22 protein-coding genes and 1 rRNA gene are annotated in these 20,758 nt (G+C 72.9%); 10 read left to right on the forward strand and 13 right to left on the reverse strand.

Annotated elements, in window-relative coordinates:
- Nucleotides 1–91, forward strand: a 5S ribosomal RNA gene (gene rrf, locus ACZ462_RS15985); the annotation flags it as partial.
- A gap of 111 nt (nucleotides 92–202) precedes the next feature.
- Nucleotides 203–769 (forward strand): GNAT family N-acetyltransferase, encoded by a 567-nt coding sequence (locus ACZ462_RS15990; protein WP_467807890.1) that lies wholly within the window; start codon nucleotides 203–205, stop codon nucleotides 767–769.
- 30 nt (nucleotides 770–799) lie between these two features.
- On the opposite strand, the gene ACZ462_RS15995 is transcribed toward ACZ462_RS15990, so the two are convergent.
- From ACZ462_RS15995 to ACZ462_RS16025, 7 genes are all read right to left on the reverse strand, one after another.
- Entirely contained in the window at nucleotides 800–2,356 is a 1,557-nt protein-coding gene (locus tag ACZ462_RS15995; RefSeq protein ID WP_467807889.1) for a type VI secretion protein, read from the reverse strand.
- Nucleotides 2,357–2,393: 37 nt separating this feature from the next.
- Nucleotides 2,394–3,812 (reverse strand): ATP-binding protein, encoded by a 1,419-nt coding sequence (locus ACZ462_RS16000; protein WP_467807888.1) that lies wholly within the window; start codon nucleotides 3,810–3,812, stop codon nucleotides 2,394–2,396.
- 18 nt (nucleotides 3,813–3,830) lie between these two features.
- Nucleotides 3,831–5,366 carry an SCO6880 family protein gene (locus ACZ462_RS16005; protein WP_467807895.1) on the reverse strand — a complete coding sequence of 512 codons (1,536 nt, stop codon included), beginning with the start codon at nucleotides 5,364–5,366 and terminating at the stop codon, nucleotides 3,831–3,833.
- A 17-nt stretch (nucleotides 5,367–5,383) separates the two neighbouring features.
- Nucleotides 5,384–6,703: a hypothetical protein gene (locus tag ACZ462_RS16010; RefSeq protein WP_467807887.1), complete on the reverse strand. Its 1,320-nt coding sequence runs from the start codon at nucleotides 6,701–6,703 to the stop codon at nucleotides 5,384–5,386.
- Nucleotides 6,693–7,523 (reverse strand): hypothetical protein, encoded by an 831-nt coding sequence (locus tag ACZ462_RS16015; protein WP_467807886.1) that lies wholly within the window; start codon nucleotides 7,521–7,523, stop codon nucleotides 6,693–6,695. The genes ACZ462_RS16010 and ACZ462_RS16015 overlap by 11 nt, the downstream gene beginning before the upstream one ends.
- 100 nt (nucleotides 7,524–7,623) lie before the next feature.
- A complete protein-coding gene (locus ACZ462_RS16020) occupies nucleotides 7,624–7,932 on the reverse strand; it encodes a hypothetical protein (protein WP_125548292.1) in 309 nt (102 codons plus the stop codon).
- Between the two features lie 202 nt (nucleotides 7,933–8,134).
- Entirely contained in the window at nucleotides 8,135–8,977 is an 843-nt protein-coding gene (locus ACZ462_RS16025) for a pentapeptide repeat-containing protein (protein WP_467807884.1), read from the reverse strand.
- Nucleotides 8,978–9,072: 95 nt separating this feature from the next.
- Between ACZ462_RS16025 and ACZ462_RS16030 the strand changes: the two genes are divergently transcribed.
- The 4 genes from ACZ462_RS16030 (at nucleotide 9,073) to ACZ462_RS16045 (ending at nucleotide 13,518) form a co-directional block, all read left to right on the forward strand.
- Nucleotides 9,073–9,861: a thioesterase family protein gene (locus ACZ462_RS16030; protein ID WP_467807882.1), complete on the forward strand. Its 789-nt coding sequence runs from the start codon at nucleotides 9,073–9,075 to the stop codon at nucleotides 9,859–9,861.
- Between the two features lie 70 nt (nucleotides 9,862–9,931).
- A complete protein-coding gene (locus tag ACZ462_RS16035) occupies nucleotides 9,932–11,518 on the forward strand; it encodes a serine/threonine-protein kinase (protein WP_467807880.1) in 1,587 nt (528 codons plus the stop codon).
- Between the two features lie 58 nt (nucleotides 11,519–11,576).
- Nucleotides 11,577–12,608: a C40 family peptidase gene (locus ACZ462_RS16040; protein WP_467807878.1), complete on the forward strand. Its 1,032-nt coding sequence runs from the start codon at nucleotides 11,577–11,579 to the stop codon at nucleotides 12,606–12,608.
- Between the two features lie 193 nt (nucleotides 12,609–12,801).
- Nucleotides 12,802–13,518, forward strand: coding sequence for a phosphatase PAP2 family protein (locus tag ACZ462_RS16045; protein WP_467807877.1), 717 nt, complete (start codon nucleotides 12,802–12,804; stop codon nucleotides 13,516–13,518).
- Nucleotides 13,519–13,661: 143 nt separating this feature from the next.
- Here the strand turns inward: ACZ462_RS16045 and ACZ462_RS16050 are convergent, their stop codons facing one another.
- Nucleotides 13,662–13,895, reverse strand: coding sequence for a hypothetical protein (locus tag ACZ462_RS16050; protein WP_467807876.1), 234 nt, complete (start codon nucleotides 13,893–13,895; stop codon nucleotides 13,662–13,664).
- A gap of 105 nt (nucleotides 13,896–14,000) precedes the next feature.
- A complete protein-coding gene (locus ACZ462_RS16055) occupies nucleotides 14,001–14,213 on the reverse strand; it encodes a hypothetical protein (protein WP_467807874.1) in 213 nt (70 codons plus the stop codon).
- Nucleotides 14,214–14,343: 130 nt separating this feature from the next.
- On the opposite strand from ACZ462_RS16055, the gene ACZ462_RS16060 reads away from it, so the two are divergent.
- Both ACZ462_RS16060 and ACZ462_RS16065 read left to right on the forward strand, forming a co-directional pair.
- On the forward strand, nucleotides 14,344–15,180 hold the full coding sequence (locus ACZ462_RS16060; protein ID WP_467807873.1) for an SCO4651 family lipoprotein: 837 nt from the start codon (nucleotides 14,344–14,346) through the stop codon (nucleotides 15,178–15,180).
- A 149-nt stretch (nucleotides 15,181–15,329) separates the two neighbouring features.
- Nucleotides 15,330–15,482, forward strand: a complete 153-nt coding sequence (locus tag ACZ462_RS16065) for a hypothetical protein (protein ID WP_467807897.1) — start codon at nucleotides 15,330–15,332, stop codon at nucleotides 15,480–15,482.
- Between the two features lie 40 nt (nucleotides 15,483–15,522).
- Here ACZ462_RS16065 and ACZ462_RS16070 read toward each other — a convergent pair whose 3' ends face one another.
- Nucleotides 15,523–15,873 carry a metal-sensitive transcriptional regulator gene (locus tag ACZ462_RS16070; protein WP_467807871.1) on the reverse strand — a complete coding sequence of 117 codons (351 nt, stop codon included), beginning with the start codon at nucleotides 15,871–15,873 and terminating at the stop codon, nucleotides 15,523–15,525.
- Between the two features lie 195 nt (nucleotides 15,874–16,068).
- Between ACZ462_RS16070 and ACZ462_RS16075 the strand changes: the two genes are divergently transcribed.
- Complete coding sequence (locus ACZ462_RS16075) at nucleotides 16,069–16,689, forward strand: DUF47 domain-containing protein (RefSeq protein ID WP_125541117.1); 621 nt, start codon at nucleotides 16,069–16,071, stop codon at nucleotides 16,687–16,689.
- 5 nt (nucleotides 16,690–16,694) lie between these two features.
- Nucleotides 16,695–17,693 carry an inorganic phosphate transporter gene (locus ACZ462_RS16080; protein ID WP_467807869.1) on the forward strand — a complete coding sequence of 333 codons (999 nt, stop codon included), beginning with the start codon at nucleotides 16,695–16,697 and terminating at the stop codon, nucleotides 17,691–17,693.
- Nucleotides 17,694–17,806: 113 nt separating this feature from the next.
- Here ACZ462_RS16080 and pstB read toward each other — a convergent pair whose 3' ends face one another.
- The 3 genes from pstB to pstC are packed head-to-tail and all read right to left on the reverse strand — an operon-like array spanning nucleotide 17,807 to nucleotide 20,683.
- The gene (pstB, locus tag ACZ462_RS16085; RefSeq protein ID WP_467807868.1) at nucleotides 17,807–18,583 is read right to left on the reverse strand and encodes a phosphate ABC transporter ATP-binding protein PstB; all 777 of its coding nucleotides are present in this window, start codon (nucleotides 18,581–18,583) and stop codon (nucleotides 17,807–17,809) included.
- A 28-nt stretch (nucleotides 18,584–18,611) separates the two neighbouring features.
- Nucleotides 18,612–19,694, reverse strand: a complete 1,083-nt coding sequence (gene pstA / locus ACZ462_RS16090; RefSeq protein WP_467807867.1) for a phosphate ABC transporter permease PstA — start codon at nucleotides 19,692–19,694, stop codon at nucleotides 18,612–18,614.
- Nucleotides 19,694–20,683 (reverse strand): phosphate ABC transporter permease subunit PstC, encoded by a 990-nt coding sequence (gene pstC / locus ACZ462_RS16095; protein ID WP_467807865.1) that lies wholly within the window; start codon nucleotides 20,681–20,683, stop codon nucleotides 19,694–19,696. The genes pstA and pstC overlap by 1 nt, the downstream gene beginning before the upstream one ends.
- Nucleotides 20,684–20,758 lie beyond the last annotated feature (75 nt).

The following is a 20,758-nucleotide window of genomic DNA, read 5'->3' on the forward strand; positions in this document are numbered from 1 at the left end:
GCCCGGTTACATTCCGAACCCGGAAGCTAAGCCTTTCAGCGCCGATGGTACTGCAGGGGGGACCCTGTGGGAGAGTAGGACGCCGCCGAACAATCATTGTGGGAAAGCCCCGCACCAGATCATGGTGCGGGGCTTTCCTGCGTTTCAGGGCAGGTTGAATACCGGTGCGGGCCGGCGCCGGCCCGTGATTGGATCCGGGTGCATGGAACAGTTTGCGATCCGGCCCGTACGCACCGACGAATGGCAGAAGGTCAAGGCGCTCCGCCTGGAAGCCCTCGCCGACCCGCTCGCACCCATGGCCTTCCTGGAATCCGTCGAAGACGCCGCCGCCAAACCCGACACCTACTGGCAGGAACGGGCGCGCGGGGCGGCCGAAGGCCTGCACGTCCGGCAGTTCATCGCCGAGACGCCCGACGGGCAGTGGGTCGGCTCCGTGTCCGCGTTCGTCGAACCCGTCGGCGGCGCCGACTTCCTCGAACGCACCGTGGACACGGACCAAGGGCACCTCGTCGGCGTATACGTACGGCCCGAGTGGCGCGGCCGCGGACTGACCGACGCCCTGTTCACCGCGGCCCTCGCATGGGCCTGGTCGTTGGAGGAGCCGCTGCTGGAGCGCGTCCGGCTGTTCGTGCACGAGGACAACGCCCGGGCCGGCGGCTTCTACCGCCGGTACGGGTTCCGGCCGAGCGGGCTCGCCATCCCCAAGCCCGGCGACCCGGCCGCGAAGGAACTGGAGTACGTGTACCCCCGCCCCGCGCCCCAGGGCTAGTGCTGTGACCGGGAGGGTTCGCCGGGAGCACTAGGGAGCCGGGGTACGGGCGCCCGGCCGGGGCGGCAGGACCGCGTCGGCCGGGGTCTCCGCGGGCCACTGCGGCCAGCGGGACCGCGCCTGCTCGCGGCTGCGGCACAGCGCCAGCAGCGGCAGCGCGTCCTCACCAAGGAGGTCCGGCAGCTGGGGGACGGGGGCGACGGCCGCCACGTCCTCCAGGACCAGGGTCAGTGGTGGGTCGAGCCGGCCGTGGGATGACCGTGCGGCCATGCGGCGGCCGTGCTCGACCACGCTCGACGCGAGTGCGGTCAGCAGCGGCATCGCACCCGGGTGGGCCGCGGGGTCCTCCACGGATTCGCCCACCACATAAAGGGTGCCCCCCTCGTCCGGGAACGATGCCAGCGTCAGCGCATCCGTTCGGTTCGGGTTGCAGGCCTCCCGGATGTGCACCGACGTCAGGCACGACAGGGCCCGGGCCGTCAGATGCCGGGCCTGGTCACGCCGCTCGGGATGCGCCGTGAGGGCGCTCTCCAGTTCCCCGGCCGCCCCCGCCGCCGCCTGCGGGTGCGTGCGCAGGATGCGGACCGCCTCCTGGACGCCCGCGCCCTGCGCCCACCGGTGCAGCTGCTTGAACGGGCGGCCGTCCAGCGCGGCCGCCTGCAGCCAGCTCCGCAGCAGCGTCTCCGCCGTGTCGGCGACCGCCTCGTCCATGCGCGCCCGCGGCCGTACGGGCGCCAGCAGGGCCGTCGCGCGGGCAGCGGCCGTCTCCCGGTCCGCGCAGCCCTCCGCCGGGTTCCAGTGCATACGGGCCGGGGTGTCGCACAGGTGCGACGGGTCGTACAGGAGAACCGGGCCGAGCTTCGCGCGGGCGTCCTTCGTGTCCGCCCACAGCGCCGGGGAGGACGTCACGACGAGCGCCGGGCCCTCCGCGACCGCGATACGGGCCGCCGCCAGGCGGCGGCGTTCGCCCGGACCCCCGAACGCCAGACGGCCCGCCGGAGCGGCGGCCGGCACCGCGGGGCGCGGCGGGTGGCCGAAGCCGTACCGGTACGCCTCCTCCGCCCCCGGCGGGGCGGGCGCGGCGGGCGGGGACGCCGGGGCGGGGACGGCGGCGGCCGTCGGCTTCGCCACCGGCGGCCGCGGCGGACCCGGCCGGGCCGGCTCGGGTTCCGGCTCCGGTGCGGGCGGCGGGACCGTGCGGGCGCGGGCGCGGGCCCGGCGGGCCTTCGTACGGGCCACGGCGCCGACCACAAACACGGTGAGCACGAAGAGGACCAGCAGCTGCCCGACGAACAGGCCCCAGAAGAGCCCCCAGCCCGACAGCGCCGCCGGGTCCGCCGCCGGCCAGGCGCCCGCGAGGTCCTGCGGCTCCGCTATCAGGGCGCGGACGGCGCCGGGCGTGCGGCCGAACGTGACGGTGTCCGGCCAGGCACCCTTCGCGAGGAGCGCGGCCAGCCCCGTCGAGGACCACACGAGTGCGGCCAGCCCGAGGAGGAACGCGACCAGGGCGACCAGGAGGCCGTCCGGGATGCCGCGGGAGGGGGCGGGGGCAGGGCCCACAGGGCGTCTCGTGCCGCTCTCGTGCATCTGGTGCCTCTCGTGCTCCTCGGGGCTCGCCGGCCCCTCACGCCACCGTTGTCGCGGACCCCGGGCCGCCGCCCTGGTGGCGTTCCATGAGCAGGGCGCGCTGCTCCGCCTCCAGTTCGGCCGCCAGGAGGTCGTCGGGAAGGGGGTGCGCGGTGGCGGACTCCGTCATCGCGCGGTCGGTGTAGACGAGGGGGCGTTCGGATTCGGTGATCAGGTGTTTGACGACCTGGACGTTGCCGTTGACGTCCCACACGGCGATGCCCGGCGTGAGGGTGGGGATGATCTCCACCGCCCACCGGGGCAGGCCGAGGACCCGCCCGGTGGCGCGTGCCTCGTCGGCTTTCTGGGCGTAGATCGTGCGGGTCGAGGCCATCTTGAGGATGGCGGCGGCCTCGCGGGCGGCCGCGCCGTCGACGACGTCGGACAGGTGGTGGACGACGGCGACGAAGGACAGGCCGAGGCGCCGGCCGAACTTGAGGAGGCGCTGGAACAGCTGTGCGACGAAGGGGCTGTTGATGATGTGCCAGGCCTCTTCGACGAGGAAGATGCGTTTCTTGCGGTCCGGGCGGATCCAGGTGTGCTCCAGCCACACGCCGACGATCGCCATGAGGATGGGCATGGCGATGGAGTTGCGGTCGATGTGCGAGAGGTCGAACACGATCAGCGGGGCGTCGAGGTCGATGCCGACGGTCGTGGGCCCGTCGAACATGCCGCGCAGGTCGCCGTCGACGAGGCGGTCCAGGACGAGCGCGACGTCCAGGCCCCAGGCGCGTACGTCGTCTATGTCGACGTTCATGGCCTCGGCGGAGCCGGGTTCGGGGTGGCGCAGCTGCTCGACGATGTCGGTGAGGACGGGCTGGCGGTCGCGGATCGTCTCGACGACGTAGGCGTGGGCGACCTTCAGGGCGAAGCCGGAGCGTTCGTCGAGGCCGTGGCCCAGCGCCACCTCGATGATGGTGCGGAGCAGGGCGAGCTGGCCGGTCGTGGTGATGGCCGGGTCGAGGGGGTTGAGGCGGATCCCGTCGTCGTTGGCGGCGACCGGATCCAGGCGGATGGGGGTTATCCCCAGCTGCTGGGCGATCAGGTTCCACTCGCCGACGCCGTCCTCGCCCTGGGCGTCGAGGACGACGACCTGGCGGTCGCGAAAGCGGAGCTGGCGCAGGACGTACGTCTTCTCCAGGGCGGACTTGCCGTTGCCGGATTCGCCGAGGACGAGCCAGTGGGGGGCGGGGAGCTGCTGGCCGTACAGCTGGAAGGGGTCGTAGATGTAGCCCTTGCCGCTGTAGACCTCCCGGCCGATGATCACGCCGGAGTCGCCGAGGCCGGGGGCGGCGGTGGGCAGGTAGACGGCCTGGGCCTGGCCGGTGGAGGTGCGGACGGGCAGGCGGGTCGTCTCGACCTTGCCGAACAGGAAGCTGGTGAAGGCGTCCGTGAGGGCGGACAGCGGGTCTCGCATGGCGGCCTTTCCCTCCAGCTAGCGTCGGATGCCGGTGGCGAACGGCAGGGTGTTGACGAAGGCGCGGTGGTGTTCGCGGTCGCACCACTCCAGCTTCAGGTAGGACTTGCCGGCCGAGGCGCGGATGGTCCTCTTGTCGCGGGCGAGGGCCTCCGGTGAACGCGAGGACACGGTGATGTACCCGACGAGGTTGACCCCTGCCGCACCGCTGGCGAGATCTTCACCTCTTTGGTCGAGCCGGCCGTGGGCGGCGATGTCGCGGGGGTCGACGGTGCGGTTCATCTTGGCGGCGCGGGAGGCGTCGGCCTCGTCGTTCGTCTTCTCGGTGAGCATCCGCTCGATGGCGATCTCGGTGGGTTCGAGGTCCATGGTGACGGCGACGGTGCGGATGACGTCCGGGGTGTGGACGAGCAGCGGGGCGAGGAAGTTCACGCCGACGGGGGTCATGGGCCACTCCTTGATCCAGGCGGTGGCGTGGCACCAGGGGGCGCGGGTGGAGGACTCGCGGGTCTTGGCCTGGAGGTAGGTCGGTTCGACCGCGTCGAGTTCGGCGGGCCAGGCGTTGCGCTTGGTCATGGCCTGGATGTGGTCGATGGGGTGGTCCGGGTCGTACATGGAGTGGACGAGGGAGGCGAGGCGGCCCTGGCCGAGCGGCTGGCGTACCCGGATGTCGGCTTCGGCGAGGCGGGCGCAGATGTCGGTGAGCTCGCGGGCCATGACGATGGCGAGGCCGGAGTCGCGGTCGAGCTTGCGGCCCTTGCGGCCGCCGGCACGGGCGATGGTGTGGGCCTCGGCGGCGAGTTCGCGCGTGTAGTGCATGCAGGCGACGAGGTAGGCGCGGTGCTGCTCGGAGGAGGTGGAGACCATCGACTGGAGCTGGTCGTAGGAGTCGCGCAGCCAGGCCGGGGCGGTGGGGTCGCCGCGCTGGATGACGTCCTTCGCGTGGGCGTCGGGGTCGGCGGGCAGGGTGCGGGCGAGCATCTGCAGGCGGGTGACGAAGCCGTCGCCGTTGGCGACGTGCTTGAGGAGGGTGCCGAAGCGGTCGACGAGGGCCTCCTGGTCCTCGCTGTCGCGCAGGCCGACGCCGGGGCCCTCGATCTCGATGGCCGCAGTGACGGTCCTGCGGTCCGCGTGGAGGAGGACGGCGATCTCGTCGGGGCCGAAGGGCGCGGAGAGCCAGCTGATGCGGCCGATGCCGGGGGGCGGGCCGACCTCGACCTCGCGGCCGTCGGCGCGGGTGCCGGCCTCCATGGCGCCGGAGCGGTAGGAGGTGCCGCGGCGCAGGATGCGCTTGTAGCTGCGGTTGATCTCGAACCACTTGTAGAAGGTGCGGCCGCGGTAGGGGACGTAGACGGCGGCGAGGGCGAGCAGGGGGAAGCCGACGAGCGTGGCGATGCGCAGGGTGAGGTCGGGGACGAGCAGGCCGCTCATCATGCCGAGGAACGCACCCGCGATGATCAGGGCGATCTCGCCGGTCTCGCGGTTCTTGCCGATGACGGCGTTCGGCCGGGCGCGGCCGATGAGGTAGGTGCGGCGGGGCGCGACCGGGTGCATCTGGTGGGGCTGGGCCGTCAACGCCCGTCACCTCCTGTGTTCCTCGTGCTCGAGCTCGTGCGGGGCGCGGGTGCGGCGGCGGGGACGGTTCCGCCGCCGGTGGGGCGGCTGCTGTGTGCGGCCACGCCTCCGGAGAGGGGGTTGGCGGGGGCGGGGGTGCTGCCGCCGCCGGAGCGGTGGGCGCCGCGGCTGCTGTGGGTCTTGATGCCCTGGGAGACGAGGGAGGCCGGGCTGCTGATGACGGCGGCGGCCTGGGCGCCGTCGGTGGCCTTGGTGCGGCCGGCGCGGGCGGCGGCGATGTCGTCTCCGAAGCCGGGGACGAAGCGGTAGATCATCGCGGAGGCGAAGATGGCGAGCAGGATGATCGCGAGGCCGGAGACGACGGCGGAGAAGGCGTTCGGGCCCTTGTCGCCGGCGAGGGCTCCGGCGAGGCCGAGGACGATGACGATGACCGGCTTGACGAGGATGACGGCGATCATGATGCCGGCCCAGCGGCGGACGTGGCCCCACAGGTTGCGGTCGACGAGCCCGGAGTAGACGACGACGCCGAGGAGGGCGCCGACGTAGAGGAGGGCGGCCCGGATGAAGAGCTCGAGGAAGAGGATGCCGGCGGCGAGGACGGTCACCAGGGAGACGACGATCAGCATGATCGGGCCGCCGCCGATGGAGTCGCCCTTCTTGAGGGCTTCCGTGAAGGAGCCGAAGAACATGTCGGTCTGGCCGCCGCCGGCGGAGGCGATGACCTCGGTGACGCCGTCGGTCGCGGAGACGACGGTGTAGAGGATCAGGGGGGTGAAGGCGGAGGCGAGGACGGTCAGCCAGAGGAAGCCGACGGCCTCGGAGAGGGCGGTGGCCAGGGGGACGCCGCGGATGGCGCGCTTGGCGACGGCGAGGAGCCACAGGACCAGGGTGAGGACGGTCGAGGCGGCGAAGACGATGGCGTACTGCTTGAGGAAGGCGCCGTTGGTGAAGTCGACGTTGGCGCTGCCGTTGACGGCCTTGCCGAGCTCGGTGACGATCCAGGCGGCGGCGTCGGCGCAGCCCTTGGCGAGGGAGCCGAGGGGGTTGAGGGCGTCGGCGGGGTCGCTGGGGGCGAGGCCGGTGCGGGGGGCTCCGCCGGTGGCTGCGCCGTTGCCGCGCTCGCAGAAGTCCCTGGCTGGGCCCACGATCAGGTCGCACCGGTTGTCGTTCGGCGACGCCGAGGGGGCCGGGGAGGCCGGAGGGGTCGCTGCCGGCGTCGTCGGCGGGGCGGCGTACGCCCGGGCGGCGAGGAGGACGGCGGCGGTCTGTACGGCGGCCAGCGCGCCGGCGGCGCGCCGGATGGGGCTACCGGGCATAGGTGAAGCCTCCGTACTCCGTGGCTGCCTTGGCGATCTCTTCGGCCGTGGAGGCCGTGCGGTCGGTGTGGACGGGGGCGGGCCCGTCCTGCTGGGCGAAGCTGTCGACCTTCCAGTCGTTGTCCACCCGGCGGAGCGTCAGCGTCATGGTGAACCAGTCGTTGCTGACGGGGTTGGTCGAGCCGACGCCCGCGGTGCCGAAGACTCCGGTGCACCAGACGTCGATGACGGCTGCGCCGTCCGTGTACTTGACGGCCTTGGTGCCGACGGGGACGGTCCGGGACACGTAGGTCAGGCCGGGGGCGGCGTTTCCGTTGGCGTCGAGCCCTGCCCGGTCGAGGAAGGGCTTGCCGTAGGCCTGGTCCAGTCTCGGTTCGATCTCGGCCACCTTGTCGGGGGCGAAGACCTGGCGGACGATCTGGCGGCGCATCTGCGGTTTGAGGATGTCCGCCGAGACCAGGGCGACGGCGTAATTCGCGGCGGCGGACTGGGCGCCCTGTTGGTCGGCCGGGAAGCCCGTGGGGATGTTCGCGTTCTTGCCGTCGACCGGGCGGGTGCCGGTGGGCGCGGTGGCGGAGGCGGCCGGGGTGTCGTCGTCCCTGCCGGCGGGCGCGGTGGTGTCGCCGGACTGGTTGGCGAACGCGATGGCGGCGATCAGCAGGACCACCACGCCGACCACCGTGACCAGGCTGCGCGAGGTGCGGGGGGTGCGGCGGGGGGCGCCGTACGGGTCGGTGTCGGCCTCGGGGAGGCGGGTGCGGGTCTGGCCCGTGCCGCCGATGTCGCCGTGGCCGCCGCCGTACTGGTCGTCGTTGCTCATTGCCTGTCCGCCCCCTCCGCGTCGTACGACGGTAGTGCTGGTTCCCGCGTGGATGCGGTGTGCTGATCGGGCCTCGGTCCGGATCCGGCGGGCGGTCCGGCTAGACGGCCATTCCGTAGACGATGGTGAACAGCGTGCCGAGGGAGCCGATGATGAAGACGCCGGTGAGGCCGGCGACGATCAGGCCCTTGCCCTGTTCGGCGCTGAAGGTGTCGCGCAGCGCGGTGGCGCCGATGCGCTGCTTGGCGGCGCCCCAGATGGCGATGCCGAGGCAGAGGAGGATGGCGACCGCCATGATCACTTCGATCATGATCTTCGCCTCGTTGCCGAGACTGCCGAAGGGCCCCCAGTTGGGGGCGATTCCGCCGATGATGGTGGTGATGTCGCCCTTTTCGGCTGCCAGGATCATGTAACTCACCGCCCCTGTACGGGTAGTTCCGGTAGCCCGTGCCGACGGCATGGGTCACCCACTATCTTCGCTGATGAAACCCCGGTCGTACGTCGACTTGGCGGCGTTCTTTGCCCGGTGTCCCGGGGCTTGGCCCGTCCGGGGCTCTGACCTGCGGTGGTGACGGTGTGTTCGTCTGACGGTCCGATGGTCGGATGGTCCGTCAGGCCCAGTGCGCGGGGCGGGTGAGGCCGGGCGGAATCCTGGTGCTGCTGTCGCCTCGGGCGGCGCCGAGCTGGGCCTGGGTGAGGAAGAGGGCGTCGCGCAGGTCGGCTCCGCGCAGGTCGGTGTCGCGGAAGTCGGCGCCGATGAGGTCGGCGAGGCGCAGGTCGGCGCCGGAGAGGTCCGCGGCGATGAGGTAGGCGCCGCGGAGGTTGGCTCCGCGCAGGTCGGCTCCGGCGAGTCGGGCGCCCATGAGGTCGGCGCCGCGGTGGTTGCGGCGGCGGCCGGGGGCCTTGGCGCGGACGAGCTCGCTGGCCGCCAGGAGGAGGGTGTTGATGCGGCCGCGCAGGTCGGGGAGGTCGAGGTCGGCCGTGAGGGTGTCGGCGCCGGCGGCGGCCCAGCGGGAGGTCTCGTCGAGGAGGGTGCGCAGCCGGGGGTGCAGGGGGCGGGCGGCCGGGCGGGCGAGGGCCTCGGTGACGTAGAAGAGGAGCTCGTGCAGTTGCCGCATGAGGGGGAAGACCTCGAACATGCGGCCGGCGGTGCCGGGGTGGGTGCGCCAGTCCTCGCCGCCGAAGGTGACCTGGGAGACCTGCTGGCCGGCGCCGAAGCAGTCGAAGGTGGTGCAGCCCTGGAAGCCGGAGTCGCGCAGGCGGGTGTGGATGCCGCAGCGGAAGTCCTGGCGGAGGTTCCTGCAGGGGGTGCCGGCGGCCTTGTCCACGGCGAAGTCGTTCGACCTGGCGAAGGGCAGGGCGACGCAGCACAGGGCGAAGCAGTTCGCGCAGTCGGCGCGGAGGCGGTCGCGGTCGTGGGGGCCGGAGGCGGGGGCGGCGGGGGTGGCTGGCACCTCGTCATTGTCACAGTCCGGGCCGGGGCGGTGTGCGCCGGGAGGTGGGCCGCGGGGGCCTGGTGCCCGGCGTTACCGGCGGGTAGCGTCCGGGTATGGCGTTCTACGAGCGGATCGACGGGGAGCGGTTCCTGGCCACCGAGGACACGCGGGGGCCGTGGGATGCGGGGGCGCAGCACGCCGGGCCGCCGGCGGCGCTGCTCGGCCGGGCGGTCGAGGAGCGGGCGGGGGCGCGTCCGGACATGAGGATCGCGCGGATCACCTTCGACATCCTGCGGCCGGTGCCGCTGGGCGTGGTGTCCGTACGGGTGCGGGAGCTGCGGCGGGGCCGGAGCACCGAGGTGGTGGAGGCGGAGCTGGAGCCGGCGGGAGCCGGGCGGCCGGCGGTGGTCGCGCGGGCGCTGCGGGTGCGGGTGGCCGGTGGCGGGGCGGTGCCGGCGGTGGCGGAGGGGCCGCGGCTGGCGCCGCCGGGGTCGCTGGGGCCGTCCCCGTTCTACGCGGTGCCGTGGGAGCGGGGGTACCACACGGCGATGGAGATGCGGTTCGCCGAGGGGGGCTTCACGGAGCTGGGGCCGGGGGCGTGCTGGATGCGGATGCGGGTGCCGCTGGTGGCGGGCGAGCCGGTCGGGCCGCTGGACCGGGTGCTGGTCGCGGCGGACTCCGGCAACGGGATCAGCGCGGCCGTCGACTTCGGGCGGTACGTCTTCGTCAACAGCGACCTGACGGTGCACCTGCACCGGCACCCGGCGGGCGAGTGGGTCGGCGTGCAGGCGCGGACGAGCGTGGATCCGGCGGGGATCGGGCTCGCGGACTCGGTCCTGCACGACGAGAAGGGGCCCGTCGGCAGGGGCGCGCAGAGCCTTTTCGTGGCGCCGCGCCCCTGACGCCGGGCGGGTCGCGGGCCTGGTCAACCCCCCTGCGGGGCGGGGAAGTCCGTGTGGCACCCTCTGGCGGGTGGAAGCCCTGACAGACACCGACCCCGCCCAGGTGGGGGCGCACGCCCTGCTGGCCCGGCTGGGTGCGGGAGCGCTGGGCCGGGTGTACCTCGCGCGGTCGCCCGGGGGGCGGCTGGTGGTGGTGCATGCGGTCCGGTCGGAGGCCATCGGGGATCCGGAGGCGCTGGCCCGGTTGCGGCGCGAGGCGGAGGCGGTGCGGGCCGTGCGGTCGGCGCACACGGCGGACCTGGTGGACGCCTCGCTGGCGGCGCCGCCGTTCTGGCTGGCGACCGAGTACGCGGCCGGGCCGACGCTGACCCGCGCGGTGGCCGTGCGGGGGCCGCTGCCGGCGCCGACCTGCCGGCGGCTGCTGGCCGCGCTGGCGGAGGGGCTGGCGGCCCTCCACGCGCACGGGGTCGCGCACCGGGGCTTCACGCCGGAGTGCGTGGTGCTGGGCGCGCGGGGGCCTCAGATCACCGGCTTCGGTTTCGCGCGGGGCGCGGGCGCGCCCGGTTTCACGGCGCCGGAGGTGCGCGCGGGGGCGGAGGCGGGGCCCGCGGCGGACGTGTTCGCGCTGGGGGCGGTGCTGGCGTACGCGGCGACGGGGCGGCAGCCGTCCGGCGGGCCGTTGGACACGGCCGGCATCGAGCCGGGGCTGGCCGAGCTGGTCGCGGCCTGTGCGGAGGAGGACCCGGCGCGGCGGCCGGGCCTCGCGGAGGTGGCGGCGCGCTGCGCCGCGGAGGGTTCCCTCGCGGGGGATCCGGTGTACGCGGGGCTGGGGGCGCTGGGCGATGCGGTGCCGCGGCAGGCGGTACGGGTGCAGGGGCCGGCGCTCGCGGCGGGGTACGGGTATCCGCCGCCGACCGGGTACGTGCCGCCGGCGGCGGCTGCTGCGGGCCCGTCCCCGCGGCCGCGTCGGCGCGGCCGGGGCGGGGCGTGGGTGGCGGCGGGGCTCGCGCTCGCCGCGCTGGGCGCGCTGGGCGCGGTGGCGGCGGGGCGGCTTCCGGCGGGCGGCGGGGGCGCGGCACACGCGGATACGGCCGGCGGCCCGCGTCCGTCGGCCGGGTGGTCGTCGGCGGGTCCGCCGGTGCTGATCCGGCAGACGGCGCCGAACCTGGACGTCTGGGACCCGGTGCGGGGCGAGTGCCGCGGCCCGGGGGCGGAGGAGCGGCCGCCGGTGGGGCTGGAGGGCTCGATTACTCCGGCCGGGCGGGATCCGGAGGGGGAGCTGCGGCCGGGGCGGGTGCGGATCGCGTTCCGGTTGGAGGAGGAGGCGGTGCCGGGGGCGCCCGCGTACCACGTGGCGGTGGTGGTGAAGGCGCCGCACGAGGTGGATGCGCGGGGGCGGTCCACGGGGGTGTCGGACAACCGGCAGCTCGGCTTCACCGCGGTGGCGCGCGATGTCCGCGAGGGCGGTGCGGCGCAGTGGAAGTCGGTGGTGTATCCGGACGACTTCTCGATGGAGGTGGACGGCCGGAGGGTGCCCGCGCCGGAGCCGGCGCAGGATCCCGGGGGGTGGACGGTGGTGTTCCGGCACGCCGTTTCGGATACGGAACACAGGAGCGTGTGGTGCGGGGGCTTCCACACAGAGGAGCAAAAGGGATGAATCCGACACGTGTCGGTGAATCCCTGTGAATGTCTGTCCGATGGGGGAGGGTTGACGGGTGCGCAGATTCTGGAAGGTCGGCGGGGGCGCCCTGGCTGTGTTCCTGTGCTTCGTCGCCCTCCTGGTGATAGGCACGTACTCGGCGGCTGCGGGCATCGCGGGCGGTGCGGGGGGCCGCGCGCTCGGGCTCGCCAAGGGGGCCGTACCCGCGAAGTACCAGGCACTGGTGCAGAAGTGGGGCGTGCTCTGCCCGACCCTGTCCCCGGCGGTCCTGGCGGCGCAGCTGTACTCGGAGAGCGGCTGGAACCCCACGGTCGTCAGCCCGGCCGACGCGCGGGGCATCGCCCAGTTCATCCCCGGCACCTGGGCCACCCACGGGATCGACGGGGACGGCGACGGGGACCGGGACATCTGGGACCCCAACGACGCGATCCCCTCGGCGGCTTCGTACGACTGCGCGCTCGCCAAGGACGTCGGGAAGGTCCCCGGCGACCCCGTCGCGAACATGCTCGCCGCATACAACGCCGGCCCCGGCGCGGTGTTCAAGTACCAGGGGGTGCCCCCGTACAAGGAGACGCAGGGGTACGTGAAGGCGATCACGACGCTGGCGAAGAGCTTCGAGCGGCCCGTCGGGCGGGTCGCGCCCTCGCAGCAGGCGGCCGGGGCGATCTACTTCGCGCAGAAGCAGCTGGGCACGCCCTACCTGTGGGGCGGCAACGGAACGCCCGACCAGGACGGGCGGTTCGACTGCTCGGGGCTGACGAAGGCGGCATACGAGTCGGTGGGCATCACGCTGCCGCGCGTTGCCAACGACCAGTACAACGCGGGGCCGCACCCCTCGCGGGAGGAACTGCTCCCCGGCGACCTGGTGTTCTTCTCCGACGATCTGACGAACTCGCGGGAGATCCGGCACGTCGGGCTGTACGTGGGCGGCGGATACATGATCAACGCCCCTTACACGGGTGCGGTGATCCGCTTCGACAAGATCGACACGCCGGACTACTTCGGTGCCACACGGGTCACCAAGGACGGGGCCGAGGCCCTGCCCGACCGCACGGCCGACGCGAAGAGCCCGGGCAACGCTCCGTGAAGCGCAGGCCCTGAGCTGCGGTGACGCGTCACTCTTGGATAACGTTGCCGTGATCATTGCGTGGAGAGTGGAACCGCCGTGCCCGAGCAGGCGTTCCATGGTCACGGGGTGGATCCACACGGGGGGGTTTCACGGGGTGCACACACGGGTGCACCCCTAGGGGAACCGAGCAAGAACAAGGGGCCGCATCGCCATGGCTGCACTGGCAACCGGTGGGCCGAACGTGGACGTCAGCCTGCTCTACGACGTCAACGCGCTGGCCCGGCACGCCCCGGCCGCGGTCGACAGGGCCGTCGTCCTCGCCGGCTCCTACGGCATCCCCCTCCTGATGGTGCTCCTCGTGCTGTGGTGCTGGCGCGGCGCCCGGCGGCAGGAACCGGCCGCGGCCGCCGAGACGTTCGCCGCACTGCTGTGGGCGCCGCTCGCCGCCGCGATCGCACTCGCCGTCAACGTGCCGCTGCGTCAGCTCGTCGGCCGCGAGAGGCCGTTCAGGATGCACGAGGGGCTGCACGTCCTGGAACCGGCCGCGAGCCAGAGCCTGTACTCCTTCGTCAGCGACCACGCCACCCTCACGATGGCCATCGGCATGGGCCTGTTCCTCGCCCGCCGCCGGCTCGGCCTCGCCGGCATCGGCCTGGCCCTTGCCGAAGGGCTCAGCCGCGTCTACGTCGGCGTCCACTACCCCACCGACGTCATCGGCGGGTTCGCCCTCGGCACCGCCGTCGTCCTCCTCCTCGCCCCGCTCGCCATGGCGGTGCTGACGCCCGCCGTGCGCGCGGCGGCCCGCTCCCCGCGCGCCGCCCGGCTGGTACGGGCCCGCCACCCGGCGCGGCCCCGGCCGGTCGAGCTGGGCGGCGAGCGGGCCGCGGTCGGCGGCGGCCGTACGCACGACAGCGACCTGGCGGCCTGATATGCCGGCGCCGCCGGGGCCTGCCCCGAGCGCCGGTCAGGGGTGCCCGTAGGCCTCCCACAGGGACATCGCCGCCGCCGCGAGCAGACACAGCCCGGCGATGCAGAAGCACAGCCGCACCGCGGCCGGCCGGTGCCGGGGTGTCACCGGTCGCCGCCCTCGGGGCCGCGGCCGCCGGCCTCCGCGTCGCGGCGGTGGCGCGCCCGCAGCCACAGCCCCGTCGCCAGAGCGGCGGCGCAGGTCAGCCCGACGGCCAGGGCCACGTCGGCCGGGCCGTCGGCCGAGCCGGTCGGCCTCGCCGCGGCCGCGCCCGCCGGCGCGAGGACGAGGAGCAGCGCCCACGCGAGGAGGGCGGCGGGGGATGAGGGTCCTGGCATGCCTCCAGCGCACCCGCGGCCCGGCCGCCCCGCCAGCCGGACTCGGCCGAACGGGTGACGGCCGCGGCGGGCGGCCGGAGCCGGGAGCCCCGGGACGGCGGGGCCCTACGCGGCGCCGTGCTCCGCGGCGTCCCTGCGGGCCAGGTCGCGCGAGCGGCGGGCCGGGCCGCGCCAGCCGCAGCCGCACACCGCCAGGCAGAACGATCCGCGCTCCGCGGTGGACGCGGCGTGCGCGGCCGGCGGCTCCTGCAGGCCGGGCCGGATGCGGAAGGCGGTTTCGGGCTCGGGGGCGGGCAGCGCCCCAGGGTGCGGATCCACGCCGCCACGGTACCGGCGGCGCGGCGCGCCCGGGAGGCCCGCACCGTGACGGGAGCCCGCGGACCTCGTTAAACCGCAGCGGGTGGGGGCCTCGGACAAGCAGCGGCGACGTGTTGGGGGTTGGCAGGCGATGGTGGTGCACCAGCAGGGGCAGCGGCGCGGCCGCGCGGGCGAGGCGGTGCTCGCCGTCGGCGTGGCCGCGGTGGTCGCCGTGACGAGCGGGTGCGGCGGTTCCGCCGCCGCGGGGGACGACAGGCCCCCGGCCGACCCGGCGGCCGCCGTGCGGGCGGCCCCCGACCGGCTGGCCGCCGCGGGGAGCGCGCAGGCCCGTACATCCATGGAGATGGCGACCGGGGGCACCCGGGTCACCATCCGCGGCGAGGGCGGCGTCGACTTCAGGAACCGGATGGGCCAGCTCCTGGTCATGCTCCCTGCCGACGCGGCGGGCAAGGAGGCGCACCAGCCCATCACCGAGCTGCTCGTCCCCGGCGCGCTGTACATGAAGAACCGGGGCGCGGGCGTGCCCGCAGACAAGTGGGTCCGCGTCGACACCACCGCCCTCGCCGACGGGAACCTGGTCACGGGCGGCGCGACCGACCCGCTGGCCGCCGCCGAGCTGCTGCGCGGCGCCGTGGACGTCCGCTACGTCGGCGAGACGGAGCTGGCGGGCACGAAGGTGCGGCACTACCAGGGGACGACCGACATCGGGCGGGCCGCGAAAACGGCCTCGCCGGGCGTCAAGGGGGCATTGGAGGCAGCGGCGAAAGGGTTCACCACGGACACGGTGCCCTTCGACGCCTACCTCGACGAGGAGGGGCGGCTGCGGAAGGTCCGGCACCGCTTCAGCTGGGTCAACAATGGCGTGATCGATGTCTCCTCGACCACGCTGCTCTACGGGTTCGGCACTCCGGTGACCGTCGTATTGCCCGCAAGCAGGGACATTTACGCCGGGAAGATCGCCGAATAGCCGGTGGGAGGCACCGGGTGCCATGCCTTCGGGTCATGGCGGGGTATCCGGAAATGGTCCATACGTGTCATGCGCACACCGCGGGTGCCTCCCTACGCTGGAACGCATCGCAGACCGATGTCCGATGGCGGCAGATCGAGGTGAGACGCGTGACCCCCGTGTGCGGTGCGACGGTGCAGGACCACGTGGCGCTGGCCGAGATCGAGCTGTGCGGCGAGCTGATCATCGCCGCGTCCGCCGCCGAGGAGGAGCGGCTCAGCCAGGACCGGATCGACGAGGTCCTGATGGGCCTCGGACTGTAGGCCGCGCCGCCCCGGGGTGCCGCTCGGCCGGCCGCCGCCGTCAGGTGCGCAGCAGCCGGGCGATCGCCTTCGTGGCCTCCTCGACCTTGGCGTCGATCTCGTCCCCGCCCTTGACGGCCGCGTCGGCCACGCAGTGCCGCAGGTGCTCCTCCAGGAGCTGGAGGGCGAAGGACTGGAGGGCCTTCGTGCTCGCCGAGACCTGGGTGAGTATGTCGATGCAGTAGACGTCCTCGTCGACGAGGCGCTGGAGGCCGCGGATCTGCCCCTCGATCCGGCGCAGCCTCTTCAGGTGCTCGTCCTTGCGGTGGTGGTACCCGTGCACGGCGTGCCCCTCGGGGGCCGCCGCGGTGTCGGCGCCGCATCCGGAGCTCTCCGCCTCGATGGCCGTCATGGGTCCTCCAATGTGGTCCGCGACGAGACCGGGGGATACCCCCGATGGGTATAGAATACCGGGCTTCGCGGCCGCGGGGAGGGGCCCGCGGGCCCACTCTGCCTGATGGAGGACACGGAGAACGGCGGGTTAGCCGTGGCAGGAGCGAGCGCCTAGCATCAGGTGACCGAATCCGATGCACCCCGAGGACCACACGTGCGATTTCGTCTGACCCCCAGGGAGACGAGCTTCTACGACATGTTCGCCGCATCCGCGGACAACATCGTCACGGGCTCCAAGCTCCTGATGGAACTGCTCGGAGCGGAGCCACCCGCCCGGGCCGAGATCGCGGAGCGCATGCGGGCGGCCGAGCACGCGGGGGACGACGCCACCCACGCGATCTTCCACCAGCTGAACTCCTCCTTCATCACGCCGTTCGACCGCGAGGACATCTACTCCCTGGCCTCGTCGCTCGACGACATCATGGACTTCATGGAGGAGGCCGTCGACCTGGTCGTCCTCTACAACATCGAGGAACTCCCCAAGGGCGTCGAGCAGCAGATCGAGGTCCTGGCGCGGGCGGCCGAGCTGACCGCCGAGGCCATGCCCCACCTGCGGACCATGGACAACCTGACCGAGTACTGGATCGAGGTCAACCGCCTGGAGAACCAGGCCGACCAGATCCACCGGAAGCTGCTCGCACAGCTCTTCAACGGCAAGTACGACGCCATCGAGGTGCTCAAGCTCAAGCAGATCGTCGACGTGCTCGAAGAGGCGGCCGACGCGTTCGAGCACGTCGCGAACACGGTGGAGACCATCGCGGTCAAGGAGTCCTGAACCCCGTGGACACCTTCGCTCTGATCGTGACCATCTGTGTCGCGCTCGGCTTCACGTACACCAACGGGTTCCACGACTCGGCGAACGCGATCGCGACCTCGGTCTCGACCCGGGCGCTGACCCCGCGGGCCGCCCTCGCGATGGCCGCGGTGATGAACCTCGCCGGCGCCTTCCTGGGCAGCGGCGTCGCCAAGACCGTCAGCGAGGGGCTCATCGAGACCCCTCAGGGCGCCACGGGGATGTGGATCCTCTTCGCCGCGCTCGTCGGGGCGATCGCCTGGAACCTGGTCACCTGGTACTTCGGCCTGCCGTCCTCCTCCTCGCACGCCCTCTTCGGCGGCATGGTGGGCGCGGCGCTGGCCGGCGGGATCGGGGTCATCTGGTCCGGCGTGGTCGAGAAGGTCGTCATCCCGATGTTCCTCTCGCCGCTGGTCGGCCTGGTCGCCGGCTACCTGGTGATGGTCGCGATCATGTGGATCTTCCGGCGGTCCAACCCGCACAAGGCCAAGCGGGGATTCCGCATCGCGCAGACCGTCTCGGCTGCCGCCATGGCGCTCGGCCACGGCCTCCAGGACGCGCAGAAGACGATGGGCATCGTGGTGATGGCCCTGGTCATCGCCGACGTCGAGGAGGCGGGCGCGCCCATCCCCGTGTGGGTCAAGATCGCGTGTGCGGTCATGCTGTCGCTGGGTACGTACGCGGGCGGCTGGCGGATCATGCGGACCCTCGGCCGCAAGATCATCGAGCTGGACCCGCCGCAGGGCTTCGCGGCGGAGACCACCGGCGCCTCGATCATGTACACGGCCTCGTACATGTTCCACGCGCCGATCTCCACGACCCACGTGATCACCTCGGCGATCATGGGCGTGGGGGCGACCAAGCGGGTCAACGCGGTCCGCTGGGGCGTCGCCAAGAACATCATCCTGGGCTGGTTCATCACCATGCCGGCCGCGGCGCTCGCGGCGGCGGTGTGCTTCTGGCTCGTCAGCCTGGCCGTCGGCTAGCCGGCGGTACGGGCCCCCCGGGCTCGGAGACGTGAAAGGGCCGGCTCCCCCCACCCGAGGGGAGCCGGCCCTTCGCCGTGCGGTGGCACCGCCATGCAGCACCGCAGGGCGGCTCAGCCGAAGCGGCCCGAGATGTAGTCCTCGGTCGCCTGGACGGACGGGTTGGAGAAGATGCGGTTCGTGTCGTCGATCTCGACCAGCTTGCCCGGCTGGCCGACCGCCGCGAGGTTGAAGAACGCGGTGCGGTCCGAGACGCGGGCCGCCTGCTGCATGTTGTGCGTCACGATGACGATCGTGAAGCGCTCCTTCAGCTGCCCGATCAGGTCCTCGATGGCGAGGGTGGAGATCGGGTCGAGGGCCGAGCAGGGCTCGTCCATCAGCAGGACCTCCGGCTCGACCGCGATGGCGCGGGCGATGCACAGGCGCTGCTGCTGGCCGCCGGAGAGGCCGGAGCCCGGCTTGTTCAGCCGGTCCTTGACCTCGTTCCACAGGTTGGCGCCGCGCAGGGACCGCTCGACGATGTCGGACAGGTCCTGGCGGCGGTGGCCGCCGTTCAGGCGCAGGCCCGCCGCCACGTTCTCGAAGATCGACATGGTGGGGAAGGGGTTGGGGCGCTGGAAGACCATGCCGACCGTGCGGCGGACGGCGACCGGGTCGACGCCGGGGCCGTAGAGGTCCTCGTCGTCCAGGAGCACCTTGCCCTCGACGCGGCCGCCGGGGGTGACCTCGTGCATCCGGTTCAGGGTGCGCAGGAAAGTGGACTTGCCGCAGCCGGAGGGGCCGATGAAGGCGGTCACGGAGTGCGGCTCCACGGTCATCGAGATGTCGTCGATGGCCTTGTGGGTGCCGTAGAAGGCGGAGAGGCCGCTGACGTCGATTCGCTTGGCCATGAGGGTCACTTCGCTTTCGTGCGGTCGCTCAGCGACCGGTCTTCGGGGCCTTCCAGCGGGCGATGCCGCGGGCCACCAGGTTGAGGATCATGACGAAGGCGATCAGGACGAGCGCTGCGGCCCATGCCCGGTCGTAGGAGGCGTCGCTGCCGACCTTGTACTGCTCCCAGATGTACAGGGGGAGCGAGGACTGGGCGCCTTCGAAGGGGTTGCCGTTGATCAGCTGGGAGCCGAAGACCAGCAGCATGATCGGGGCGGTCTCGCCGGCGATGCGGGCCACGGCCAGCATCAGGCCGGTGGAGATGCCGCCGACGGCGGTCGGGAGGACGACCTTGAGGATCACGCGCCACTTCGGCACGCCGAGGGCGAGCGCGGCCTCGCGCAGCTCGTTCGGGACGAGCTTGAGCATCTCCTCCGTGGAGCGGACCACGACGGGCATCATCAGGATCGACAGGGCCATCGCGCCGGCGAAGCCGGAGGGGCCGAAGCCGAGCATCAGGTTCCAGGTCGTCAGGATGAACAGGCCGGCGACGATGGACGGGATGCCGGTCATGACGTCGACGAAGAAGGTGACGGCCTGGGCGAGCCGGCCCTTGCCGTACTCGACGAGGTAGACCGCGGTGAGCAGGCCGATCGGGGCGGCGATCAGGGTGGCGAGGGCGACCTGCTCGATGGTGCCGAGGAGGGCGTGGTAGACGCCGCCGCCCGGTTCGAAGCCGGTCACGCCGTTCATGGAGTGGGTCAGGAAGTGGCCGGTCAGGACCTTCATGCCGCGGCTCAGGGTGGTCCAGAGCAGCGAGACGAGCGGGACGACGGCGAGGAGGAAGCAGACCCAGATCACGGAGGTCGCGACGCGGTCCTTGGCCTGGCGGGTGTTCTCGACGACCGCGCTGGAGACGAAGGTGGCGGCGATGAAGAGGAGCGCGGAGATCAGGCCCCACTGGACCCTGCTCTCCAGGCCGAGGGCGAGGCCGGCGGCGCAGCCGAGCAGGACGGAGAGGACGGCGGTGGCGGCGGGCGCCCAGCGGGGCAGGCCGCCCCGGGTGAGGCTGCCGCGGGAGCGGGAGCCGGGGGCCCGGACGGGGCGCTGGTCCTGGATTGCGTGGCTCATCAGGCGTTCGCCCCCGAGTACTCCTTGCGGCGCGCGATGATCATGCGAGCGGCGCCGTTGACCAGCAGGGTGAGGAGGAAGAGGACCAGGCCGGAGGCGATGAGGGCGTCGCGGCCGAACTCGTTCGCCTCGTCGAACTTGGCGGCGATGTTCTGGGCGAAGGTGCCGCCGCCCGGGTCGAGGAGGTGCCCGGAGATCAGGAAGCTCGGGGAGAGGACGGTGGCGACGGCCATGGTCTCGCCGAGGGCGCGGCCGAGGCCGAGCATGGAGGCGGAGATGACGCCGGAGCGGCCGAAGGGGAGGACGGCCATCCGGATGACCTCCCAGCGGGTCGCGCCGAGGGCCAGGGCGGCCTCCTCGTTCATGCGCGGGACCTGGAGGAAGACCTCGCGGCTGACGCTGGTCACGATCGGCAGGATCATGATCGCGAGCAGGATGCCGACGGTGAAGAGCGAGCGGGCGACGCCGGGCTGGGACTTGTCGAAGACGTAGGTCCAGCCGAGGTACTCGTCGAGCCAGAGGTTGAGCCCGGCGAGCTGCGGGACGAGGAAGAGCGCGCCCCAGATGCCGTAGATGATCGACGGCACCGCGGCCAGCAGGTCGACGACGTAGCCGAGCGGGGCGGCCAGCTTCCGCGGCGCGTAGTGCGAGATGAAGAGGGCGATGCCGACGGCGATCGGGACGGCGATGGCCATCGCGATGACCGAGCTGACGACGGTGCCGAAGAGCAGGACGGCGATGCCGAAGACGGGCGGGTTCGCGGAGGCGTCCCAGTCGAAGGTGGTGAGGAAGTTGCCCTCGTTCTTCGACAGGGCTATGGCGGCCCGGTAGGTGAGGAAGACGGCGATCGACGCCATGATCGTCAGGAGCAGGATCCCGGAGCCCTTGGAGAGCCCGGAGAAGACCGCGTCACCGGCGCGGCCGGCGGTCTTCCCGCTCACGGAGACAGGCGGTGGCGTGTCTGTCTGGGTGGGTGTGGTGGTAGCCATGGTCTTTCCGGTCTGGACGGGGGACGCGCCCCCTGGCGGCGGTGCACCGGATCCCCCCGCGGGCGGGGGGAGGGG

The sequence above is a fragment of the Streptomyces sp. NPDC031121 genome (assembly GCF_055570615.1).

Excerpts from the sequence above, each read along its gene's own strand:
- pstA (WP_467807867.1), bottom strand. The coding sequence starts at position 19,694 with ATGAGCCACGCAATCCAGGACCAGCGCCCCGTCCGGGCCCCCGGCTCC.
- ACZ462_RS16050 (WP_467807876.1), bottom strand. The coding sequence starts at position 13,895 with ATGCCAGGACCCTCATCCCCCGCCGCCCTCCTCGCGTGGGCGCTGCTC.
- ACZ462_RS16010 (WP_467807887.1), bottom strand. The coding sequence starts at position 6,703 with ATGCCCGGTAGCCCCATCCGGCGCGCCGCCGGCGCGCTGGCCGCCGTA.
- ACZ462_RS16015 (WP_467807886.1), bottom strand. The coding sequence starts at position 7,523 with ATGAGCAACGACGACCAGTACGGCGGCGGCCACGGCGACATCGGCGGC.
- ACZ462_RS16005 (WP_467807895.1), bottom strand. The coding sequence starts at position 5,366 with ATGCACCCGGTCGCGCCCCGCCGCACCTACCTCATCGGCCGCGCCCGG.
- ACZ462_RS16070 (WP_467807871.1), bottom strand. The coding sequence starts at position 15,873 with ATGACGGCCATCGAGGCGGAGAGCTCCGGATGCGGCGCCGACACCGCG.
- ACZ462_RS16045 (WP_467807877.1), top strand. The coding sequence starts at position 12,802 with ATGGCTGCACTGGCAACCGGTGGGCCGAACGTGGACGTCAGCCTGCTC.
- ACZ462_RS15995 (WP_467807889.1), bottom strand. The coding sequence starts at position 2,356 with ATGCACGAGAGCGGCACGAGACGCCCTGTGGGCCCTGCCCCCGCCCCC.
- ACZ462_RS16000 (WP_467807888.1), bottom strand. The coding sequence starts at position 3,812 with ATGCGAGACCCGCTGTCCGCCCTCACGGACGCCTTCACCAGCTTCCTG.
- ACZ462_RS16060 (WP_467807873.1), top strand. The coding sequence starts at position 14,344 with ATGGTGGTGCACCAGCAGGGGCAGCGGCGCGGCCGCGCGGGCGAGGCG.
- pstC (WP_467807865.1), bottom strand. The coding sequence starts at position 20,683 with ATGGCTACCACCACACCCACCCAGACAGACACGCCACCGCCTGTCTCC.
- ACZ462_RS16030 (WP_467807882.1), top strand. The coding sequence starts at position 9,073 with ATGGCGTTCTACGAGCGGATCGACGGGGAGCGGTTCCTGGCCACCGAG.
- pstB (WP_467807868.1), bottom strand. The coding sequence starts at position 18,583 with ATGGCCAAGCGAATCGACGTCAGCGGCCTCTCCGCCTTCTACGGCACC.
- ACZ462_RS15990 (WP_467807890.1), top strand. The coding sequence starts at position 203 with ATGGAACAGTTTGCGATCCGGCCCGTACGCACCGACGAATGGCAGAAG.
- ACZ462_RS16020 (WP_125548292.1), bottom strand. The coding sequence starts at position 7,932 with ATGATCCTGGCAGCCGAAAAGGGCGACATCACCACCATCATCGGCGGA.